The sequence below is a fragment of the Sulfurimonas sp. genome (assembly GCF_026991475.1).
Lineage (GTDB): Bacteria > Campylobacterota > Campylobacteria > Campylobacterales > Sulfurimonadaceae > Sulfurimonas.
In genome coordinates this window covers 38,781-57,981 of sequence record NZ_JALXBK010000072.1, presented here as the reverse complement: position 1 = coordinate 57,981, position 19,201 = coordinate 38,781, and the positions used below count along the sequence as shown (strand labels likewise).

Sequence of the window (19,201 nt, the reverse complement as noted above, 5' to 3'; positions counted from 1 at the left end):
TCTCCATTTGCATCATAGATTTTTAGGAATGTATCAAATGAATCTGATTGCATACCTATCATTAGTGCTCCACCATTATGTGTAATAGTATATGTATGGTCTGGAGTATCTGTTGTAGTAGTAGCTGTATATGCTTGCATTGCTACTGCGTTTGTATCTGTATCTTCTGTAAGAGCCGCTGTTGTTGTTGAGTTTGGTAGAACAACTGGTGCGTCGTTTGTGCCTGTGACTTCAACTGTTACAGTTGCAACTTCACTTGTCGCGTTTGCAGCTCCTGAACTATCTGTAGCATTGTAGGCAAAAGTGATTTGTGCACTCTCTGTAGCACCTAAACTGTCTAAGAGAGGAGAAACAATAGTATATGTTCCATCTGGTGCTACAGTAATGGTTAATGCACCAGCTTCTTCTAATCCTGCAGTTTGTGCTGCATCTGCATTGAGTGCTATATCAATAGCTGTAAGGTTTCCATTAGCATCTTGGACTTCACTGAGATCAAGAACCGATGAGTTTGTAAGAACATTATTAAGTTCTGTCATATTTGTTGTAGCTTGTATATCTTGTGCTAATGTCGTAAGAGTATTACTTGAACCAAGAAGAGCTGTAGCTAAAGATGTTTGAAGTACATTTTCAAATGCACCTTGTAGAGCGCTAAACGCAGTAGAAGAACCTGCTTGTGCTGCTTGATAGAGACTTAAAAGATGTGAATCTGTCTGAGGCAATGTTACTGTAAGTCCTAAATCTGCATTCTCTACTTTAGAGAAAGTATGTGTATCTGTTGTATCTTCATCATTTACATTGAGGGTACCACTATAAGAAAGAACATTTATACCACTATCATCAGGTATTGAAGTTAATGAATCTTCACTTACTGTTATATCTACATTATTTACAATTGGTTGGTCATTTATATTATTAATGTAAATAGATAGAGTTTCAGTAGTTGAATTTCCATGAGTATCTGTTGCTGTAATATTTACATTGTATTGATTGTCACTACCTTGATCAAGTGGATGCTCATAATTTGGAGGTTGAATAAAAGATAAAGTTCCAGTTGTATCATTTAGTGTAAAGAGGGCACTATCTAATCCATTTTCAAGAGAATAGGTTACATTGCTTGCATCAGTGCTTGTTACTTGGATGACTGGTGCTGTATTGTTTTCATCATATACAATGATGGGCTCAGAAGTTATTACTGGAGCAGTACTATCGGGAGTACCTTGTTGAAGAGGGCTTAGTAAAGGTTCCCTCTCAGCTGTTGGAGTATCTGTTGTGGCTTCTTCTGCTAATATTGTCCTTGATGTTAATGTCGTCTGAACTAGTGGAGATTGATTTACAGGAGAGTCGTCAGTAGGGAGATTTGTCTCAGTCTCGAAAAAAGGAGTAGAATATGTAGTTATAGGTTCATTACCAGTAGCTGTATCATTTATATTGAATGGAGTACTGTTAATAGCTTGTTCATTGGCATTGGCAACGTGATATACAGAACTATCCACTAATACAGTGAAAACCCCAGAGTATTCTGTAGGTTCAGGATGTGCAAAGTATTTAATATCAAAAGATACAGAGTCATCCTGACTGGATATCTGATCTCCTTCATATACAAGTGTTCCATTCTTTATTGGTCGAGTAGTTCCATCTGGTTCAACTATTTCTACATTTTTTAGATAACCAGATTCTGAAGAATTTAATTCAACTTTACCTACAACTCTTTTGTGCAACGGATTAGACATATATGCTGGAGTATTCACAATAAACACCTTTAATTATTATTTTTGATATAATAACATTGAAAATGAAATTTGTAAATAGTACTTTAGTATGAGAACATTTGATCTATGATGGGTTTAGATTTTATTTTTAGTTTTTTTTTAAGTATACTTTTGAATATATTGCGTTATAATTAATTATTGAGAAAATAAAAATTCACACTATTAAGGATTTAAAAATGAGATATATAATTGCTTCGGCTCTTACTCTCCCATCGTTGTTGAGTGCATTAACTATTTCTCAAGTAGTGCAACAAACTATTGAGACTAACCCTAAAATTTATGTTAAAAAAGCTGTTTTAAGTAGTGAAAAAACGCTTTTAACAAAAGAGAAGTCTGGCTATTTACCATCGGTTGATCTCTACTATTCTGCAGGGCGAGAGAGAAGTCGAATGATTTCAAATTCTAGAGATACCGTTATAAATACTACTCAAAATATGACAGGTACTGTGAGTGAGAATATTTTTGAAGGTTTTAAAACCCAAAGTGGTGTTGATAAGCAAAAAGCGTTAATTGTTTCTGCAGAAAAAAATGTACAAAATGTAATCAATAATACTGCCCTTGACGCTGCAGCTGCGTATATTAATATCATTAAAAATAAGTATTTGACAAAAATTGCTAAAAAGAATGTTGCAGTACATAAGAAATATCTTGCACAGATAAAAGAGAGAGTTGATGCTGGGGTAGCTAGAAAATCTGATTATAAACAGACGCTGTCACGTTATGCAAATGCTCAAAGTAACTTCTATTTTGCTCAACAAAATTATAAAAATGCTATAACTTCTTTTCAAAAAATTCTTGATATAAAAGTAAATCCAAATAGTTTTGAAGAACCATCAATAGATAAATTACCTACACAAAATATAGGGGAGTTAATAAAAATAGCCCTTGAGAGAAATCCTGAGTTACTTATGAATCATGCAGATATTAAATCGGCACAAGCATTAGTAGTGCAATCTAAAGCAAGTTATTATCCAAAAGTTGATCTAAAACTACAAAGTTATTGGCATAAAAATCTCAATGGTATTGTTACAAATGTAAATAATCCATACGATACGGAAGATTCATACAGTGCACAGGCAGTTTTAAGTTATAATATATTTCGAGGGTTTTCAGATAAGGCGGTTGTAGAGTCAAACAAATATAAACTTCTTGAGAAACAAGATATTTTGGCAGATTTAAGAAGAAGAGTTATAGCAGATGTAAAAACTGCATGGCAAACATATAATTCAACAAAAGAACAGATGATTTTTTTAACACAACAGATTGAAGCAAGTAAAGAGACTGTTAAGGATTATCATCAAGAGTATAATCTTGGAAGAAGAAGTATTGTAGATTTGTTAAATATAGAACTTGAATATAATTCAGCGAAAAATCGTTTTGTTAAAGCAAAATATGAACATTATCTCTCATATTATAAGCTTTTAACATATATAAATAATATGTTAGAGGAAATGAATGTCTCTGTCAAATAGTCAATATAAGGATCCTGTTTTAGAGTGTTTGGTACTTTTTACTAAACTCTATAATAGACCATATTCTGCAGATGCTCTTGTTGCAGATTTACCTGTAGAACCGGGAAGGGTCACTCCACAGCTCTTTTCTCTTAATGAAAAAGCCTCAAAATCTGCTTTTTCAAGAGCAGCAAAGCGTGCTGGGTTTACTTCAAAGTTAGTTGGCTATGCATTTAAAGATATATCCCCTCTTTTATTGCCAGTCATACTTATACTTAAAGGGGATGATGAAAAAGAGAATGCATGTATATTGGTAGAAATTAGTTCAAATAGACAGTATGCAAAAATTATTTTACCTGATATAGGTGAGGGTGCTAGCTGGATAAAAGTTGAAGATCTCGAGAAAGAGTATATTAATTTTGCTTTTTTACTCAAACCTGAACATCACTATAAAGATGCTCACAGAAAAATTTTGAAACATGAGAAAAAGCATTGGTTCTGGGGCACTATTGCATATTCAAAGAAAATTTATTTTGATGTGATTGTTGCCTCTTTGCTTATTAATCTTTTTATTCTTGCGACACCTATTTTTACTATGAATATCTATGATAGGGTTGTGCCAAATAATGCACTTGATACTATGTGGATTTTTGCAAGTGGTATAATTGTAATATATGTATTTGATTTAATTTTAAAATTTTTACGCTCTTATTTTTTAGAGAATGCAGCTAAAAAGAGTGATGTAATTATGTCTTCAATCCTTTATGAACAGGTCTTAAATATAAAAATGTCACATCGGCCGCACTCTATAGGTTCTTTTGCCAGTAATCTTAAAGATTTTGACACTATTAGGAACTTTTTTACTTCATCTTCTATTGCAACAATGATTGATCTTCCATTTGCGCTTATTTTTCTTTTTGTTATCTACCTTATTGGTGGCTGGATAGTTGCCATTCCATTGATTAGTGCTTCTATTATTGTTATTTATAGTTTAATTATTAAAAATCCTATGCAAAGGAGCATTGAGAGTACTTATGAAGCTGCTGCACGTAAAAATGGAGTTTTAATAGAGTCACTTACGGCACTTGAAACCATCAAAGCATTGGGCATTAGTGGACATTCACAATGGAAATGGGAAGAGGCAACGGGTGATGTCTCTCAAAAAGGTCTGAAATCTAAAATTCTTTCTAATTCTATATCTAGTGTAGTCAATTTTGTAGTTCAGATCAATACTGTTTTTATGATTATTGGTGGAGTTTATGCAATTGGGGAGAAGACTTTAAGTCTTGGTGGACTTATTGCCGTTGTGATGCTTGGTTCACGTACGCTGGCACCACTTGCACAAGTTGCTTCTCTCGTATCAAATTTTCAACAAACGAAGACTGCCTATAAAGTACTTGACGATATTATGAAAATGCCAGTAGAGAGAGAAGAGGGTAAGAAGTTTGTACAACGTCCATCTTTTAAAGGAAAAATAGAGTTTCAAAATGTTAGTTTTACTTATCCTGGAACTGAGAAAAAAGTTTTGGACAATGTTAGTTTTACAATTAACCCTGGAGAATCTGTTGGTCTCATTGGAAGTAATGGCTCTGGAAAAACAAGTATAGAAAAACTTATTTTAGGTCTTTATGAACCTGATGAAGGTTCTATACTGATGGATGGCATAGATATTAAGCAGATAGATCCTGCAGATTTGAGAAATGAAATTTCTTATGTCCCTCAAGATACCATTCTTTTTAAAGGTACACTAAAAGAAAATATTGTTGTACGTGCTCCTGATGCTAATGATGATGAAATTTTACAAACATCTCAAATCAGTGGGACTCAAACATTTGTTGATATTCATCCACTAGGTTTTGATATGCCGGTACTAGAGAGAGGAGATGGATTGTCTGGTGGACAAAAACAGTCTATTTCTATTGCTCGAGCTTTTATTAGAGAGACTCCTATTTTACTGCTTGATGAACCAACTAACTCAATGGATAGTACAAGTGAAGCAAAATTTATAGAGTATCTTAAAGAGTATCAAAAAAATAAGACATTGCTTTTGGTCTCTCATAAAAATACTCTTTTGCAAATTACTAAAAGGCTTATTTTACTTGAACAAGGGAAGATACTAATTGATGGTACTTATCGGGATGTTTTACAAAAATTAAAAGTAAACCAACAAGGATTAACAGCATGAGTTTGCATGATAAATTTGTTGAATCTCCTTACAATAAAAAAGATTTAAAAAAATTTTCTGTCAAAGATGAAGATGATTTGAAATATATGAATTCAGTCAGTGCGGCAATATTAATGCAGACAAAAATGAAAACACGTATTATTCTTTGGTTGGCCGCGATTATTGTAATATGGCTTATAGGTTGGGCATATTATGCTAAAATTGATGCTTTAACGAGAGGTCAAGGAAAAATTATACCTTCACAGCAATTACAAATTGTGCAAAATTTAGAGGGTGGTGTAGTAAATGAAATACTTGTAAAAGAGGGTGAAAATGTTAAAAAGGGACAAATTCTTCTTAAAATAGATGATACAGATTTTAAGAGTAAGTATATGGAAAATCAGTTGCGATACAATGAACTTTGGGCAAAAAGTATACGCTTAATTGCAGAGTCTTCTGGTAAACCTTTTCAAATTAATAAAAAACTCTCGAAAATAGCTCCTGAATTATTTAAGCATGAAAGGTCACTCTATTTGACTAATAAAGAACAATTAAATAATAATATTCGTATTTATCAACGTCGTCTAAGTCAAAAAAGAACAGAAAGAAAAGAGGCAGAAGCTAAATTAAGGCAGTTAAAATCAAATTATGTACTTCTAGCAAAAGAGATTCAAATCAATAAACCGCTAGTAAAAAAAGGTATTGTTTCTGAAGTTGAATTTCTTCAGCTTCAAAGAAAGGCAGGAAGTTTACATGGAGAAGTAGAGGCAATAAAGCTCTCTATACCAAGACTTATCTCCATTATTGAAGAGCAAAAAAACAATATTAAAGAGGTGAAACTTAAGTTTAAGAATGCTGCAAAAGAGAATTATAATAAAACAAAAGCAGAGATGGAACGCATAAGTAAAATGAATATTGCACAAGAGTATAAGGTAAAACGTAGTTTTATACGCTCTCCTGTTAATGGAACTATTAATCAGATTTTAGTCAATACTATTGGTGGTGTTGTTAAACCTGGAATGGATCTTGTAAAAATTGTCCCTTCACAAGACAACCTTATAGTAGAAGCAAAAATTCGACCTTCTGATATAGCCTTTTTATACCCAGGACAAAAAGCTATTATAAAATTTTCTGCTTATGATTTTGCTATTTATGGAGCATTGAATGGTGTTCTGACACATATTAGTGCTGATACTATTGTCGATAAGATTGATAAAAAAAGCTATTATCTTGTTAAGATAAAGACAAATAAAAATTATTTGGGAACCAAAGATAATAAGTTAAAGCTCATTGCCGGTATGACAGCTGATGTTGATATAATTACGGGGAAAAAGACTGTATTAGATTATATACTTAAGCCTATTCGCAGAGCGTTTATAAATACATTAAGTGAGCGCTAAAATGAAAAATATTATAATTTTTACTAATTCATCTGCAATTGAAAAACATTGGAAGAATGCCTTAGATGGATATAGTACTACGACTATAGAAGAGTTTGAAAATTTAATTAAACATCTTCGTTTAACTGATGAAAAAACCATTGTTATGCTTGATGAACAGAGTGTAAGTGATATAGAAGAAGTATTAGAAAATTTAGCTATTTTTACTCATATTGATTTACTTTTATTTCATAATTTTCCTGATGTGGACCATGCAGTGAAGCTGATAGGTAAAAATATTAAGGGATATGAAAATAGTTTTATACATAAAGTAAATTTACTTCAAATGGTGGAGAGTGTGGAGAATGGAAAGAACTGGTTTTTTTTAGATTTAACGCAATACATCATAAACAGTTTTATAAAAGAGAATGATAAAGAGAAGAATAAAGAGCCAGATTTTGTCAAAGAGTTGACGAATAAAGAGCATGTAATTTTAAGTTATTTAGCACAGGGACTTTCAAATAAAGAGATAGCCTACAAAGAACAACTCGCACTCTCTACTGTTAAAGGTCATATAAGAAATATATTTCAAAAAGCAGATGTAAGTGATCGTGTTTCTCTCATTTTATTACTGGGGTAAGTTTGTTAAATATTTTTTTATATATCTCTTGCGTTTAGACTCTTTCATTTTTGAGTTATCCGCCATAATAAATCCCTCTACAACACCGTGGAGAGCGTCATTTACACTAAAGTCTAAAAAGCGTACGGCTCCCTCTTCATAAAGCTCAGTATACTGTTTAAAAAGTGTAGGTATGGCAGTATTTAAACTTTTTAGATACTGCTTTAAAATGATAAAATTTTCTTTATATGTTGGAGCATGAAAGAGTGCATCAAACTCTGTTTTGTATTTTTCACTCATTATATATGGTGTTTTAGCTGTCATGATTTTTTCTTGAGAAGAAAAATAGCGTGAGTAAAAGTATACAAGTGCTGCTACTGCTTTTTTTGGTGTATCTGCATTGATGGTAACTGTACCATAGGTATATATAATGTTATGGTGTTTTGCAAGGTATGCACCTACACCCTGCCAGAGGTTGTCTAATGCTCGTGAACCCCAGTATTTTGGTAGGATAAAACTCCGTCCAAGTTCCACAGATTTGTCAATATAGTTTTGAAAATTTTTGTCATAAGTAGAAAAATTATATGTGTATAAGCCCTGCATTCCTCTATGCTTTACAATATCTTGTGTTTCACCAATTCTATATGCTCCGACAATCTCTAAATCTTCATCATCCCAAAGTATGAGATGTTTATAATAGTCATCATAGAGGTCATTGTCTTTTGTTTTTCCTGTTCCTCCACCAATAGCACGAAAGGAGATTTCTCTTGCGCGTCCAAGTTCACGAATAAGTGAAGTAGTATGCTCGACATCTGCCAATATAATGCGTTTATTGTCTGATGTGCGTCCAAGTTGTTCAGCACGTGCTACCTCGGCTTTGAGCAGCATTTTACTCGTGGTAGGAATGATGGTGTTTTGTGTTTGTAGTAGCTCACCTTTTTTTGTACCTAAGTTGTAGAGGTGCTTATAGAACATCTCTACATACTCATTGATTTGTATTTTTTTATCGCAAAAAGAGGCAGGAGGAATGACCTTTCCTATGTGATAATGAAGTGGTGGTAATGTACCCGATATTGCGAACTCCCTTGGTAGCATGAGTCCGCTAAACTTCATTGGCAAAATGAGTGAAACAAGGTAAAAAAGTATGCTGTTTCTTGCCTCTATGCGTATAGGTAAAATAGGTGTATGATTTTTTTTTGCAATTTTTAAAAAGCTTGCTTTCCATGGTAAATCTTTAATGCCCTGCCAACTGAGTCTGCTTACTATTCCAGCAGGAAAAATGACAACAGCCTCTTCATTTTGCAGCGCTGTATTTATGGCTTGAAAACTCTTTTTTGTAATATTTCCGCTAATGTTGTCAACTGGAATGAGTATGCCCTCTGCTTGTTTGACACCCATCAACATTCCATTCACCATCAATTTTACTTTTCTGTTTTCTCTTGCATTTGCAATAAGTTGTACAAGTGTAAAAGCATCAGATGCTCCGGTTATATGGTTTGCAATGACTAAAACACGTCCTATTGATGGGATGTTGCCAAGTTCATTTGGTTCCACCATATAACGAATACCCAAATTTTCTACCATACTATCTACAAAGTCTAAATTTGTTTTATAGTGATTTTTTGCATGTATATCGTTGAATGTTTTTTCATGAAAGAGTCTTTGCAACATCTTAATAAAAAATCTATTGACACCTTTTGGTAGTTTCTCATTTAATTTTGCAAAATTTTTATTGTAAGCTTTTTCAATATCTAACATGTTTTTTCCTTCTTTTTTGTTTCCATTTTACTGATGAGAGCTGGGAGTAGTAGCAAGTCAATTGCTACGGCAATAAGCAGTGCAATGGCGGTAATAAGTCCAAAGTTTGCATTGAGCATAAATTGTGAAAATACAAAAACAATAAATGAACAACTAAGGACGAGAGTCGTTAAAATCATTGCTGAACCTGCATAGTGCATGACATATGCAAGTGCCTCTTCAAGAGAGAGACCTCGTTTGCGTGCCTCTGTATATTTGATTAAAAAATGTATGGTGTCATCTATGGCAATACCCAAGATAATAGCGCCAGAAGCAGCTACTCCTATATCTATGCTAATTCCCAGCCATCCCATTACTCCAATGACAAGTACAATAGGCAGGACATTTGGAATGATGAAGAGTGGTATCATTTTGATGCTTCTAAATATGAGCAGCATTACAAAAGAGGTCACCACAATAGAGAGCAGTAGAGAGTTTATGAGTGTATCTGTTACATCATGCTGCATATGTGCAAACATGGCTGTTTGACCATCTACTTCAACGGAGTAGGGAGTTTTTTGCCACCATTTTTGTATCCAAGCTATCTGCTTGAGATCTTGTGAACTGTCAGCTACATTCATAGAGGCTGTTAAACGCAGCAGTTGCTCGTTTACATCCATTTTGTCATTTATTTCCATTCCTTGTGGTAATGAAAGTGAGTAGAGTAAAAGGTACTGTGCTATGAGAGCATTTGAACTTGGAATGGTTTTACTAGAGTTGATGACTTCATTAAATTTTTTGACAACATCTACAAGTGAAGAGGTATGCCTTGCGTTTGGAAATTGTGCAATGAACTCTTTTGAGAATTTATCAACTGTTTTCATAAACGCAGCGTCTTTAATGCCATCCATTTTTTTAGAATCTATAATTATTTCATAGCTTAATGGTCCGGTAAGACTCTTTTGGATAATTTTTACAGTCTGTCTAAAGGGAACATCTTCTTTGAAGTACTTCACTGCGTTTGAGTCCACCTTGAGCTTTGTCAAACCAAAACCTATGCTAGAGGCAATGATGAAAGTTGCGATAATAATCTTTGTATCGTTACGAAGAATGAACTTTGCATATTTTTTTGCAAATTCACTAATGCCTTTGTCATCTTTTGTCGGTTTTTCTTTTACTTTGATGTTTAAAATCGCTAAAGCTGCAGGTACAAAAAGAATGGTTAGCACAAACGCAAGCATCGCTGCGTTTGCAGTAGCAATTCCAAGTGTTTTAATGGGTACAATGTGTGAAATGCCAAGCGAAGCAAAACCTATGGCTGTAGTCAGCGAGGTGAGAAATGTAGCAAGCATATTTTTACTAAGCGTGTTGTAAATAGCTTCGTAATTATCCATGCCATTTTTGCGCCCTAAGAGATAGACCCAAAAGATGTGCATCGCATCGGCTATGCCAATAGCGATGATAAAAACAGGCATATTTGCTGTAAAGTTGTTGAGTTTGTAGCCAAGCATTGTCTGCACAGCAAGCACGATGATAAAGGTAAAAATCACTACCAAAAGTGTTAAAATCACACCAGAGAGTTTTCTAAAAATCAGCCATAAAATAAGCATGGCAATGAGAATAACTAAGGGAGTAAAAGTTTTTACATCATACTGTGCTAAAGTGCTAAATGTTGTATTTACAACAGGACCGCCTGCAAGATGAAAAGTGTAGCCGCTTGTATTTTCATCGGCGATGTACCTGTTAATGTCTTTCATAATGTGTTTGGATGCACCTATGGTTACACCTGCTTTAGGGTTTAGTCGTCCTACTATCATTGTGGTTTTACCATCTTTACTGATGATGCGATTTACTAGCAGGTCTTCATGCAGGGCAATCTTCTCTTTTTGTTGCAGCTCTTTTGGTGTAAGTGTGTTAATCTCTTTGATGAAATTTCCAATCAAAATCTCATCTTCATCCTCTTTGCTCTTATGTACATACTGGTAGTTTGTAAGAGAATCTACTCGTGCTATGTACTGCGTTTGCCACAGTTCATTTGTCAGTCTGTCGATGACATGCAGTGCTTTTTTATTAAAAACACCTTTCTCATCATGAAATACAATAATGATAGAGTCGTCATTGCCAAAGGTGTTTTTAAAAGCGTCATACTTTTTAAGTGTTTGTGAACCCTCTTCAAACCATATTCTGTATGAGCCGTCAAACTGGGCATTTTTAAGCTGGTAGCCAAGTACGATGGTGATGAGAGGAATTAAAATTACAATATACCATCTTAGTTTAATTATTAAATTTACAAATGTTTTCATGCTTATCCTCTAAAAATAGTAGCCGACTTTAAGGCTGATTCTCTGGTGTCTTCCCATAAGATTAAATACGGTCGCATAGTGCTTTGATGGCTCTATATAACGGTAGTCAAAAGTGATTTTATAGCTATCTGCTATGCGTGTGTTGTACTCAAAGTAGTAAACATCTTCATCATAATCAAGGTCAAAAATACCCCCACCGACAATAGTTGAGTCATCGCCTTTGTTAAAGCTGTATCGTACTCCTAAAAAGAGGTCGTTTTGAAAGACTTCAAAAAGTTGCAGGTCGTTGCGTTTAGAACCATCTATGGTGTCATAGCTATAGTACTCTGCAAGGAGTCCCAAATCAGCTTCATCATAAACTTGAGGGATGGTATGCTCAACCCCTAAACCAAGATGCGAGTAGTCAGAGATTTGGTCGTTGTTCAAAACATCTGTGAAAATTGCTTCGAGTTTGTAGAGTGTCGCACCTGAGACCAGCGTGTCATAAGTGATAAATTTGTTGACAAGGTAAGCATGCTCATTTGTCTCTACTTCATTGTTCGCTGTAAGGTGTGTGGTGTAGTAGCGCTGTGAATCATAGCCGTTTTGAAAAATGACATTGTAATCAAGTGAATAAGCATCACCCTCATATGAATCAGAATACTTTACATAGATGTTTGGACGGTAGCGACCATGTTGCGTTTTGAGATCTTTAGAGTAGGTGATGTCTTTTGGAAAGTAGTAGTAGACATAAGGATATGCCGACATTTCACGTGGCTGCTCGTAAAGTTGTACTATAAAAGAGAGTTCTCCTGTCTCGGTATAACGCGTGTACTCTGCATTAATGACACCAAGCTTGGTTTTGTAAAATGGATCGGCTCGCAAATCATAAGGGTTGAAAACATTTGCAATATTTCGTACTTCCAGTGCGCCCCAAAAACGGATACTTTTTCCCACAAGCACTTGAGAGTCATCAAACTCATACTCTCCATAAAGCTCATCAATACGCGCATAACTTCTATGTGTATCTTTTGCAGCGCTCTCAAGGTCATTCAAATCCTGTTGGAGTTTGATTTTTGTGTGCAGCTGCAGGGCATCTTTTTTGTAGGTAGCTTCAAGGTCTGCGTTTAGTGTAATATTTTCAGGATTTTTATCTTTTGGTGCAATAAGATAAGACTGTGTAATCCAGTTAAGATCTCCTCTGTATGACATATAGTCCATAAAACTGGGTTTCTTAGGCTCTTCTACTGCGCTTATGGTTACATTTTTCTTTTTAAAGGGTTGTGAAACTTCTTTTGTAACAGGTGGCGGCGCTGCGTTTGGAATTGTCTGCTCTTTTACTTCACTGCGTTTAGGTATAGGCTTTTTAAATCTATATTTATATGTTTTGATGATTAGACTGCCGTTGTAATCTTTAGAGAGCTTTTTTTGTTCATGTTTGGCTTCTCCATAATGGTTGTAACATCCGCAGCGTATAGCATATATTGATTTTATTTTGAGAAGTTTGCAAGAATCAGGATAGTTATGTAATTTAAAATTATAAGTGGAGTTTTTTTTGAGTTTGAAACTTGTTAACTGTACGGTGTAACAGGTCTCCTGCGTTTTAGCAAACACTAGCGTAGAAATAACGAGAAATAGTAAAAATCTCATTATCTTTTCAACACTCTTTTATTGAAATCTTTGTCTCTGAGATGGAGTTTTATTTTTTCATTTTTCCAGACAAGAATGGTTTTTTTATGGTTTTGGTGATTTACCATTGTCATCTGGACTACGCGCCATTTGCCATCTATTTTGTTGTATTTGTCAAAGGTGGCAGTTTTAAGTAGTTCATGTTTTCTGTCATAGTAGTCCACTTTTTGAATGAGAAAAGTTTTGGCATCGACATAAGAGACCTCTTTTGTGTATCCAGAATTTTTACTCTTTGGAGTACGCTCTCCAATGTAGACTTTTTTGCCATTAAGTGTGCCGACTTTTGCATCACCTTTGAAGATGTACTTTTTTGGATTGAATGAGCTTAAATCTTCGTAAGAAAATTCTGAACCCATAAATGAACCCGACTTACTGCTTGAAGCAATACGCTTTACACGCTTAAGTGCAGGAAGGTAGAGCCACTGGTCATCGTCTTTGTTAATGTGTTCATGGTTTAAAAATTTAGTTCCTTTAACATCTGCGGGAGAGAGAAAGGTCATAAGTGACTTGTTCCCTTTAGAACTCTCTAGTGTCATCATGCTCATATCGCGCGAGCGTCTCTGTTTATTAGCATTGATGAGTGTCATTTGCATTTGTGATTTAGAACTTTTGAAGCCTTTCATAACAGCTTCACATTTATTTGCCACTTCTTGGTTTGTGATGGCAAAGAGGTTAATGGATAGAACAACGAGAATGAGAGTTTTTAGCATAGAAATAATTCCACCTTATAATAAAAAGTTATAGAATTATATCGTGTTGTATTAGATTTTTTTATATAAGATGGTTAAAAAAAGAGCAGAGATGCTCTTTCTGTGTTATTTTTTTAAAATAACTGTAGTAGAAGTGTTGAAGTCGAAGTATTTGTTTGCAACTTCTTGTACTTTTTGGGGAGTAATTTTATTGACATCCTCTTCATAATGAAGAAGTGGTTTAACATCACCACGCACAAGGTAGCTTCCAAAGAGATTTGCCACAGAAGTTGAACTCTCTAAGGAGTAAATAAAATCAGATTTTGTATTTATTTTTACTTTTTCAAGCTCCGCTTTTGTCACTTTTGTTGTTTTCATTTTGTTTATTTGCTTAATAAGCTCTTTTTCTACGGTTTCTGCTTTTACGCCTGGATTACAAGTTGCCATAAATATAAAAAGTCCCGGATCGGTATTTTCCATATTATAGGCATAAATAGAATTTACAAGACGTTTTTTATCTACTAAATCTTTGTAGAGTCGTGAGCTTTTTCCAGAGTATAAAATTTCAGAAATAACACTAAGGGTTACTTGGTCAGGGTCTTTAAAGTTTGGAATGTGAAAAGTGATTGCAAGCATCTCAACTTCGCTATCTTTATGAATAATCACTCTTTTTGCACCATCTTGTTTTGGTTCTATAAATTTTACTTTAGGAATTTTGCCATCATTTTTTATTTTCCCAAACGCGGCTTTTGCTTCTTTGAAAACATCTTTAGGATTAACATCGCCTGTAACCATTAAAACAGCGTTTTGTGGTTGGTAGTAGGTTTTGTGAAATTTTCTTATGTCTTCAATTGTCCATGTTTTGATGTCATTTGCAAATCCAATAGGAGTCCAGTGGTACGGGTGGTAAATATAGGCATTGTTAAAGAGTCTAAAGTAGAGATAGCCAAGTGGTGAGTTGTCTGTTCTCCAGCGTCTCTCTTCCATAACAACATTTCTCTCTGGTTGGAACTCTTTATCTTTAAGACTAAGATTTTGCATAAGTTCTGCAAAAAGACCTACAGAAGTTTTAAGGTTTTCACTGCTTGATTTTATGAAGTAGTGTGTGTAGTCAAAACTTGTTGAGGCATTGTTTACACCACCCACACTTTTAACATCTCTGTCAAATTCGCCAGCTTTAAGATTTTTTGTACTTTTGAAGTTCATATGTTCAAGCATATGTGCAATGCCTGTTTTTCCCATTACTTCATTACGGCTTCCCACTTTGTAAAAGATGTCTGTTGAGATAACATCTGAATGATTTTTGAGTGGAATAACTACAATTTGTAGTCCATTTTTTAGAGTCTTTGTCTCATACTTTGGTAGTGATGATGCCATTAGTGTTCCTGTTATTAGTAGTATTGTTAAAAAAAGTTTCATTATTTTCTGTCGCTTCCTATTGCCTCTGTAATGTTTTTAAACCCATCTGCTTTAAGAAGTTCTATAAGCTCTTTGTTTATGTTCATTATCATATCTGGTCCGTGAAACACGATGCCGCTGAGAATTTGGACAAGATTTGCACCTGCTTTTATACGTCTATATGCCTCTTGTGCAGAGTCAATGCCACCTACAGAGATAAGCACTGTTTTACCATAAAGCTCTTTTGCTATTGCATCGAAGATTTTAAAGCTCTTCTCTTTAAGCACTGCACCACTAAGTCCACCGATGCTTTTAGGATGTTTTACAAGTGAGTAGTCTATGGTTGTATTGGTAGCGATGATACCATCTGCCCCTTTTTCAACAGCCATTTTTGTAAGTGCTACTGCATCTTCTACTTCCATATCCGGAGCGATTTTGAGTAAAATTGGCATATCAGTAAGCTTTTTAGCCTCAGAAAAAAGTTTAGTGATGAACTCTTCATTTTGTAAATCTCTCAATCCTGGAGTGTTTGGTGAAGAGATATTGATAACGAAGTAATCTCCCAAACCATCAAAAGATTTGATAAGGTGCGTGTAGTCGTTTATGGCCTCTTTTTCAGGAGTGATTTTGTTCTTCCCAATGTTTACACCAATAGGCGTTGTAAATGGGTAGCGTTTTTTAAGGCGTTTTACAACTTTGTAAGCTCCATCATTGTTAAAGCCCATTGCGTTTTGAATGCTCTGTTCTTCTACATGGCGAAACATTCTTGGTTTTGGATTTCCCGCTTGTGGTTTTGGTGTCACTGTCCCAATCTCGGTAAAACCAAATCCAAGTATTTGGATGCCGCGTATCATTGTTGCATTTTTATCAAATCCTGCGCCAAGTCCAACTGGGTTGTAAAATGTACGACCAAAAATCTCTTGTTTGAGAGAGTCATCTGTTATAAAATGAGACTCTAAAAAGGGGTTAAAAGGAATTTGACAGATATTTGGTAAACGCAGCACACACTCTGCAACATGGTGTGCATTTTCTGGTTGCAGTTTAAAAAGATATGGTTTTATAAAATCATAATTTAGCATAATCATCCACTTATTTAAAATTGGGTGATTATACTTAAAAAAAGGTTACAGATATATTATGAGATATGATTACACTCTCTAAAACGCTCTTCAAATTGGTGTGCAGGAAGAGGTTTAGAGCAGAGATAACCCTGATATATCTCACATTGCATCTCTTTTAGAAACTCAAGTTGTTGTTGCGTTTCAACGCCCTCTGCGACTACTTCAAGTTTTAAATCTTGTGAAATTCCTATTATCATATTTATAAAGGCTCTGTTTTCTTGCATTGTGTCAATGAAACTTTTGTCGATTTTAAGCGTATCAAATGGGATGTCTCTAAGATATGAGAGTGATGAGTAGCCTGTACCAAAATCATCTAAAGAGAGTGTAATACCGAGTTTTTTCATCTCATGCAGGAGCTTGATTTTTTCATCAAACTCTCTTATAAGTACCGACTCTGTAAGCTCTATGTCAAGCTTTGCACTCTCAATACAGCTAAGATTTTCTTCAAGCATCTCAAGAAAGTTTCTCTCTTCAAGCTGCACCCCTGAAACATTGATGGAGAGTTTGATATTTTTGAGTGGTGTTGTTTGCCATTTTTGTATCTGCTCACAAGCTTCTTTGATTATCCACTCTCCTATGGCGATTATCATTCCGTTCTCTTCTACTATAGGAATAAATCTATCTGGTGCAATGATGCCCTCTTGTGGGTCCACAAGACGAATGAGTGCTTCACAGCCTGTTATTGTATTGGTATTTATATCAACTTTTGGTTGGTAAAAGAGTTCAAAGTAACCTTTTTCTAATGCAGTTGCAAGGAGTGTTTGCATCTTTATCTTCTCTTGGACACTTTTATTGAGTTGGTCTGTAAAGAACTGGTAGTTGTTTTTGCCAAGTGCTTTTGCATTGTACATAGCAATATCTGCATGTTTGAGCAGTGTGTTGAAGTCTTTGCCATCTTTTGGATAGATGGCAACACCCATACTTACTGTAATGTTATAACGCTCCTTTTGAATAAGAATCGGAGCAGCAATATGGTGCTGGATACGATTAAGAACTTCAATGACACTATGCTCATTTTCAGTATCAGGAAGAACAACAAGAAATTCATCACCACCAATTCTAGCAGGAACATCATTTTCTCTTATAGCATTACGCAGATAGTTAGCGATACGCTTGAGTACAATATCACCAAAATGATGACCTAGAGAGTCATTTATATTTTTAAAGTTGTCTAAATCAAGAAAAATGATAGCAAATTTTTTATGGCTTCTCTTTGAAGAAGCAATAATACGCTTTATTTGAGATTGCAGGTCATTTCTGTTATAAAGCTGTGTGAGAGGATCTTTAGTAGAGAGGTTGTAGAGATTTTCCTGCTCTGTTTTAAGACGTTTAAATGTCATCTCTAAAGAGTATCTGATGGATTCAAACTCTTTTATGATAAATTCTTTTGGTGAATACTCACTATAGTATGCATAGTTTCTAAGTGCTTCTAATGGTTTAATGATATAGTTATGAAGTGAAAAGTAGAGAATCAGAAAAAGGATGAAAGTAAAAAATAGTGCAACTTCAAGTATCTGCTGTGCTTCTTGTGTCAGTATTTTATAGATGTATTGTAAATCAATACCTAAAATTATTTTGTAATCATGTCCTACCAAACCTTCAAAATGCTCTATAGCAAATTGATAGCAGGGTGTTGTGTCAAGTTTGCTTTGCATTATTTGTGTAATGGGCATACATGTTCTGTTTTGGTCTGATCTTCCTTTTGTGTAGTCTAGTGAAGAGTAAATAATTTTGTTTTGCTCATTGACAATTTCAATGGAAGAGAGGGTTTTATTACTAACGAGACGACTATCAAGCTGCGATGTAATAGTACCAATATGTGCAGGGTCAAAATTTTTTCGTAAAAATTCATTGAGGTTAAGTGCAGCAGTTTGCAAATTTGTTTGTATCAGTGTTTCTGTGATGTGTTTTTCTTTTAAATAAAAGTCATAAAAAAGTAAAAATACACTAACAAGTATAAATGCTAATACGAGAGAAGAGAATTTTTTAATTGATATAGTTTTCATCTATTTGAGTATATTTTCCTTGGTGTAGTGGTATTTGTTTATGAACTCTAAAAGATCATCAGAGGGCTTGTTTATCCATTTGATATTTTTGAGTGAAGTTGTAAATTCATTATAGTTAATGTTTGAGAGATATCTTGCTACTGTTTTATATGCTTGATGTGGGTTTTGATTGATTTCATCTATTGATTGGTCTATTATTTTTTTTAATTTGAGTAATCTTTTTTTATTATTTTTTAGTAGTTCTTTTGTGCTGCAGAGTGCATCGATAACAATAATAGTGTCAATGTTTTTCGTTGACGCGACTTCATGAAAACCTTCTGCTTTGAGTGCAACATCATAAGGAGTGTAGGTAACAATGAGCAGGTCTTTTTTCTTAAGTTTTTTAAAGTCTACATCGTGTATCTGCTCCTGATCTTTGTTAATGATGACAAGTTTATTGAGATTTATAGAGTTGTTTGCGACAAAATCTTTTAAAATCTCTTGATTAATGGAGTCTACTTCTAAATAGGCATAGATTTTTTTGCTCTTTTTGAGTGCTGCAATGCTACGGTTTGAAAGTACCATGTCTCCACCATTAGAGCGGTCTAGTAAGATGATAGGGACAATGTCATGTGTTGATTCTCTTAAAGAGTTGTACTCGTGCTGTGTTGTAGTGACCATATTTGCTTGTCCTACACGGTAAACATCAGCAGCTTCGGCAAGGGAGACATTATTTATGAGTTTGATGTTGAGTTTTTTAAGGTAGCCCTTTTGATAAGCATAGAAAAGGGGTGAATAGCCTATCCATTGGTTTGTCGAGATAGTTATAGACTTAGTTTCTGGTTTTGAGGAACAGGATATGAAAAAAAAAGCTATAAGTAAAAGTACGAGTAAATTTTTCAAACGTAAGAGTTCCTT

General features: G+C 34.5%; 13 protein-coding genes. 4 read left to right on the top strand and 9 right to left on the bottom strand.

The features are described 5' to 3' along the window. Positions 1-1,748 (bottom strand): VCBS domain-containing protein (locus MV589_RS05970; protein ID WP_297433010.1); only part of this gene is annotated, 1,748 nt, incomplete at its 3' end. Positions 1,749-1,945: 197 nt separating this feature from the next. Between MV589_RS05970 and MV589_RS05965 the strand changes: the two genes are divergently transcribed. From MV589_RS05965 to MV589_RS05950, 4 genes are read left to right on the top strand one after another with little or no spacing between them, the layout of a single operon-like run. Then, positions 1,946-3,241: a TolC family outer membrane protein gene (locus tag MV589_RS05965; protein ID WP_297433008.1), complete on the top strand. Its 1,296-nt coding sequence runs from the start codon at positions 1,946-1,948 to the stop codon at positions 3,239-3,241. Beyond that, complete coding sequence (locus MV589_RS05960; RefSeq protein ID WP_297433006.1) at positions 3,225-5,405, top strand: type I secretion system permease/ATPase; 2,181 nt, start codon at positions 3,225-3,227, stop codon at positions 5,403-5,405. The genes MV589_RS05965 and MV589_RS05960 overlap by 17 nt, the downstream gene beginning before the upstream one ends. Beyond that, positions 5,402-6,784, top strand: coding sequence for an HlyD family type I secretion periplasmic adaptor subunit (locus tag MV589_RS05955; protein WP_297433004.1), 1,383 nt, complete (start codon positions 5,402-5,404; stop codon positions 6,782-6,784). The genes MV589_RS05960 and MV589_RS05955 overlap by 4 nt, the downstream gene beginning before the upstream one ends. Before the next feature lies 1 nt (position 6,785). Continuing rightward, a complete protein-coding gene (locus MV589_RS05950) occupies positions 6,786-7,403 on the top strand; it encodes a helix-turn-helix transcriptional regulator (protein WP_297433003.1) in 618 nt (205 codons plus the stop codon). Here the strand turns inward: MV589_RS05950 and olsF are convergent. The 8 genes from olsF to MV589_RS05910 form a co-directional block, all read right to left on the bottom strand. Continuing rightward, the gene (olsF, locus tag MV589_RS05945; RefSeq protein WP_297433002.1) at positions 7,392-9,140 is read right to left on the bottom strand and encodes a bifunctional ornithine lipid synthase OlsF; all 1,749 of its coding nucleotides are present in this window, start codon (positions 9,138-9,140) and stop codon (positions 7,392-7,394) included. The genes MV589_RS05950 and olsF overlap by 12 nt on opposite strands. Further along, entirely contained in the window at positions 9,134-11,422 is a 2,289-nt protein-coding gene (locus MV589_RS05940; RefSeq protein WP_297432999.1) for an efflux RND transporter permease subunit, read from the bottom strand. The genes olsF and MV589_RS05940 overlap by 7 nt, the downstream gene beginning before the upstream one ends. A gap of 9 nt (positions 11,423-11,431) precedes the next feature. Next, positions 11,432-13,051 carry a hypothetical protein gene (locus tag MV589_RS05935; RefSeq protein ID WP_297432997.1) on the bottom strand — a complete coding sequence of 540 codons (1,620 nt, stop codon included), beginning with the start codon at positions 13,049-13,051 and terminating at the stop codon, positions 11,432-11,434. Further along, positions 13,051-13,800: an outer membrane lipoprotein-sorting protein gene (locus MV589_RS05930; RefSeq protein WP_297432995.1), complete on the bottom strand. Its 750-nt coding sequence runs from the start codon at positions 13,798-13,800 to the stop codon at positions 13,051-13,053. The genes MV589_RS05935 and MV589_RS05930 overlap by 1 nt, the downstream gene beginning before the upstream one ends. Before the next feature lie 105 nt (positions 13,801-13,905). Next, on the bottom strand, positions 13,906-15,156 hold the full coding sequence (locus MV589_RS05925) for a M16 family metallopeptidase (RefSeq protein WP_297432993.1): 1,251 nt from the start codon (positions 15,154-15,156) through the stop codon (positions 13,906-13,908). A 41-nt stretch (positions 15,157-15,197) separates the two neighbouring features. After that, a complete protein-coding gene (locus tag MV589_RS05920) occupies positions 15,198-16,256 on the bottom strand; it encodes a quinone-dependent dihydroorotate dehydrogenase (RefSeq protein ID WP_297432991.1) in 1,059 nt (352 codons plus the stop codon). A 56-nt stretch (positions 16,257-16,312) separates the two neighbouring features. Beyond that, entirely contained in the window at positions 16,313-18,304 is a 1,992-nt protein-coding gene (locus MV589_RS05915; protein ID WP_297432989.1) for an EAL domain-containing protein, read from the bottom strand. After that, positions 18,305-19,186 carry an ABC transporter substrate-binding protein gene (locus tag MV589_RS05910; RefSeq protein WP_297432987.1) on the bottom strand — a complete coding sequence of 294 codons (882 nt, stop codon included), beginning with the start codon at positions 19,184-19,186 and terminating at the stop codon, positions 18,305-18,307. It lies immediately after the preceding gene. Positions 19,187-19,201 lie beyond the last annotated feature (15 nt).

Bases quoted from the DNA above. Each gene is read 5' to 3' on its own strand.
- MV589_RS05920 (WP_297432991.1), bottom strand. From the start codon at position 16,256: ATGCTAAATTATGATTTTATAAAACCATATCTTTTTAAACTGCAACCA.
- MV589_RS05960 (WP_297433006.1), top strand. From the start codon at position 3,225: ATGTCTCTGTCAAATAGTCAATATAAGGATCCTGTTTTAGAGTGTTTG.
- MV589_RS05955 (WP_297433004.1), top strand. From the start codon at position 5,402: ATGAGTTTGCATGATAAATTTGTTGAATCTCCTTACAATAAAAAAGAT.
- olsF (WP_297433002.1), bottom strand. From the start codon at position 9,140: ATGTTAGATATTGAAAAAGCTTACAATAAAAATTTTGCAAAATTAAAT.
- MV589_RS05965 (WP_297433008.1), top strand. From the start codon at position 1,946: ATGAGATATATAATTGCTTCGGCTCTTACTCTCCCATCGTTGTTGAGT.
- MV589_RS05940 (WP_297432999.1), bottom strand. From the start codon at position 11,422: ATGAAAACATTTGTAAATTTAATAATTAAACTAAGATGGTATATTGTA.
- MV589_RS05935 (WP_297432997.1), bottom strand. From the start codon at position 13,051: ATGAGATTTTTACTATTTCTCGTTATTTCTACGCTAGTGTTTGCTAAA.
- MV589_RS05925 (WP_297432993.1), bottom strand. From the start codon at position 15,156: ATGGCATCATCACTACCAAAGTATGAGACAAAGACTCTAAAAAATGGA.
- MV589_RS05930 (WP_297432995.1), bottom strand. From the start codon at position 13,800: ATGCTAAAAACTCTCATTCTCGTTGTTCTATCCATTAACCTCTTTGCC.
- MV589_RS05915 (WP_297432989.1), bottom strand. From the start codon at position 18,304: ATGAAAACTATATCAATTAAAAAATTCTCTTCTCTCGTATTAGCATTT.
- MV589_RS05950 (WP_297433003.1), top strand. From the start codon at position 6,786: ATGAAAAATATTATAATTTTTACTAATTCATCTGCAATTGAAAAACAT.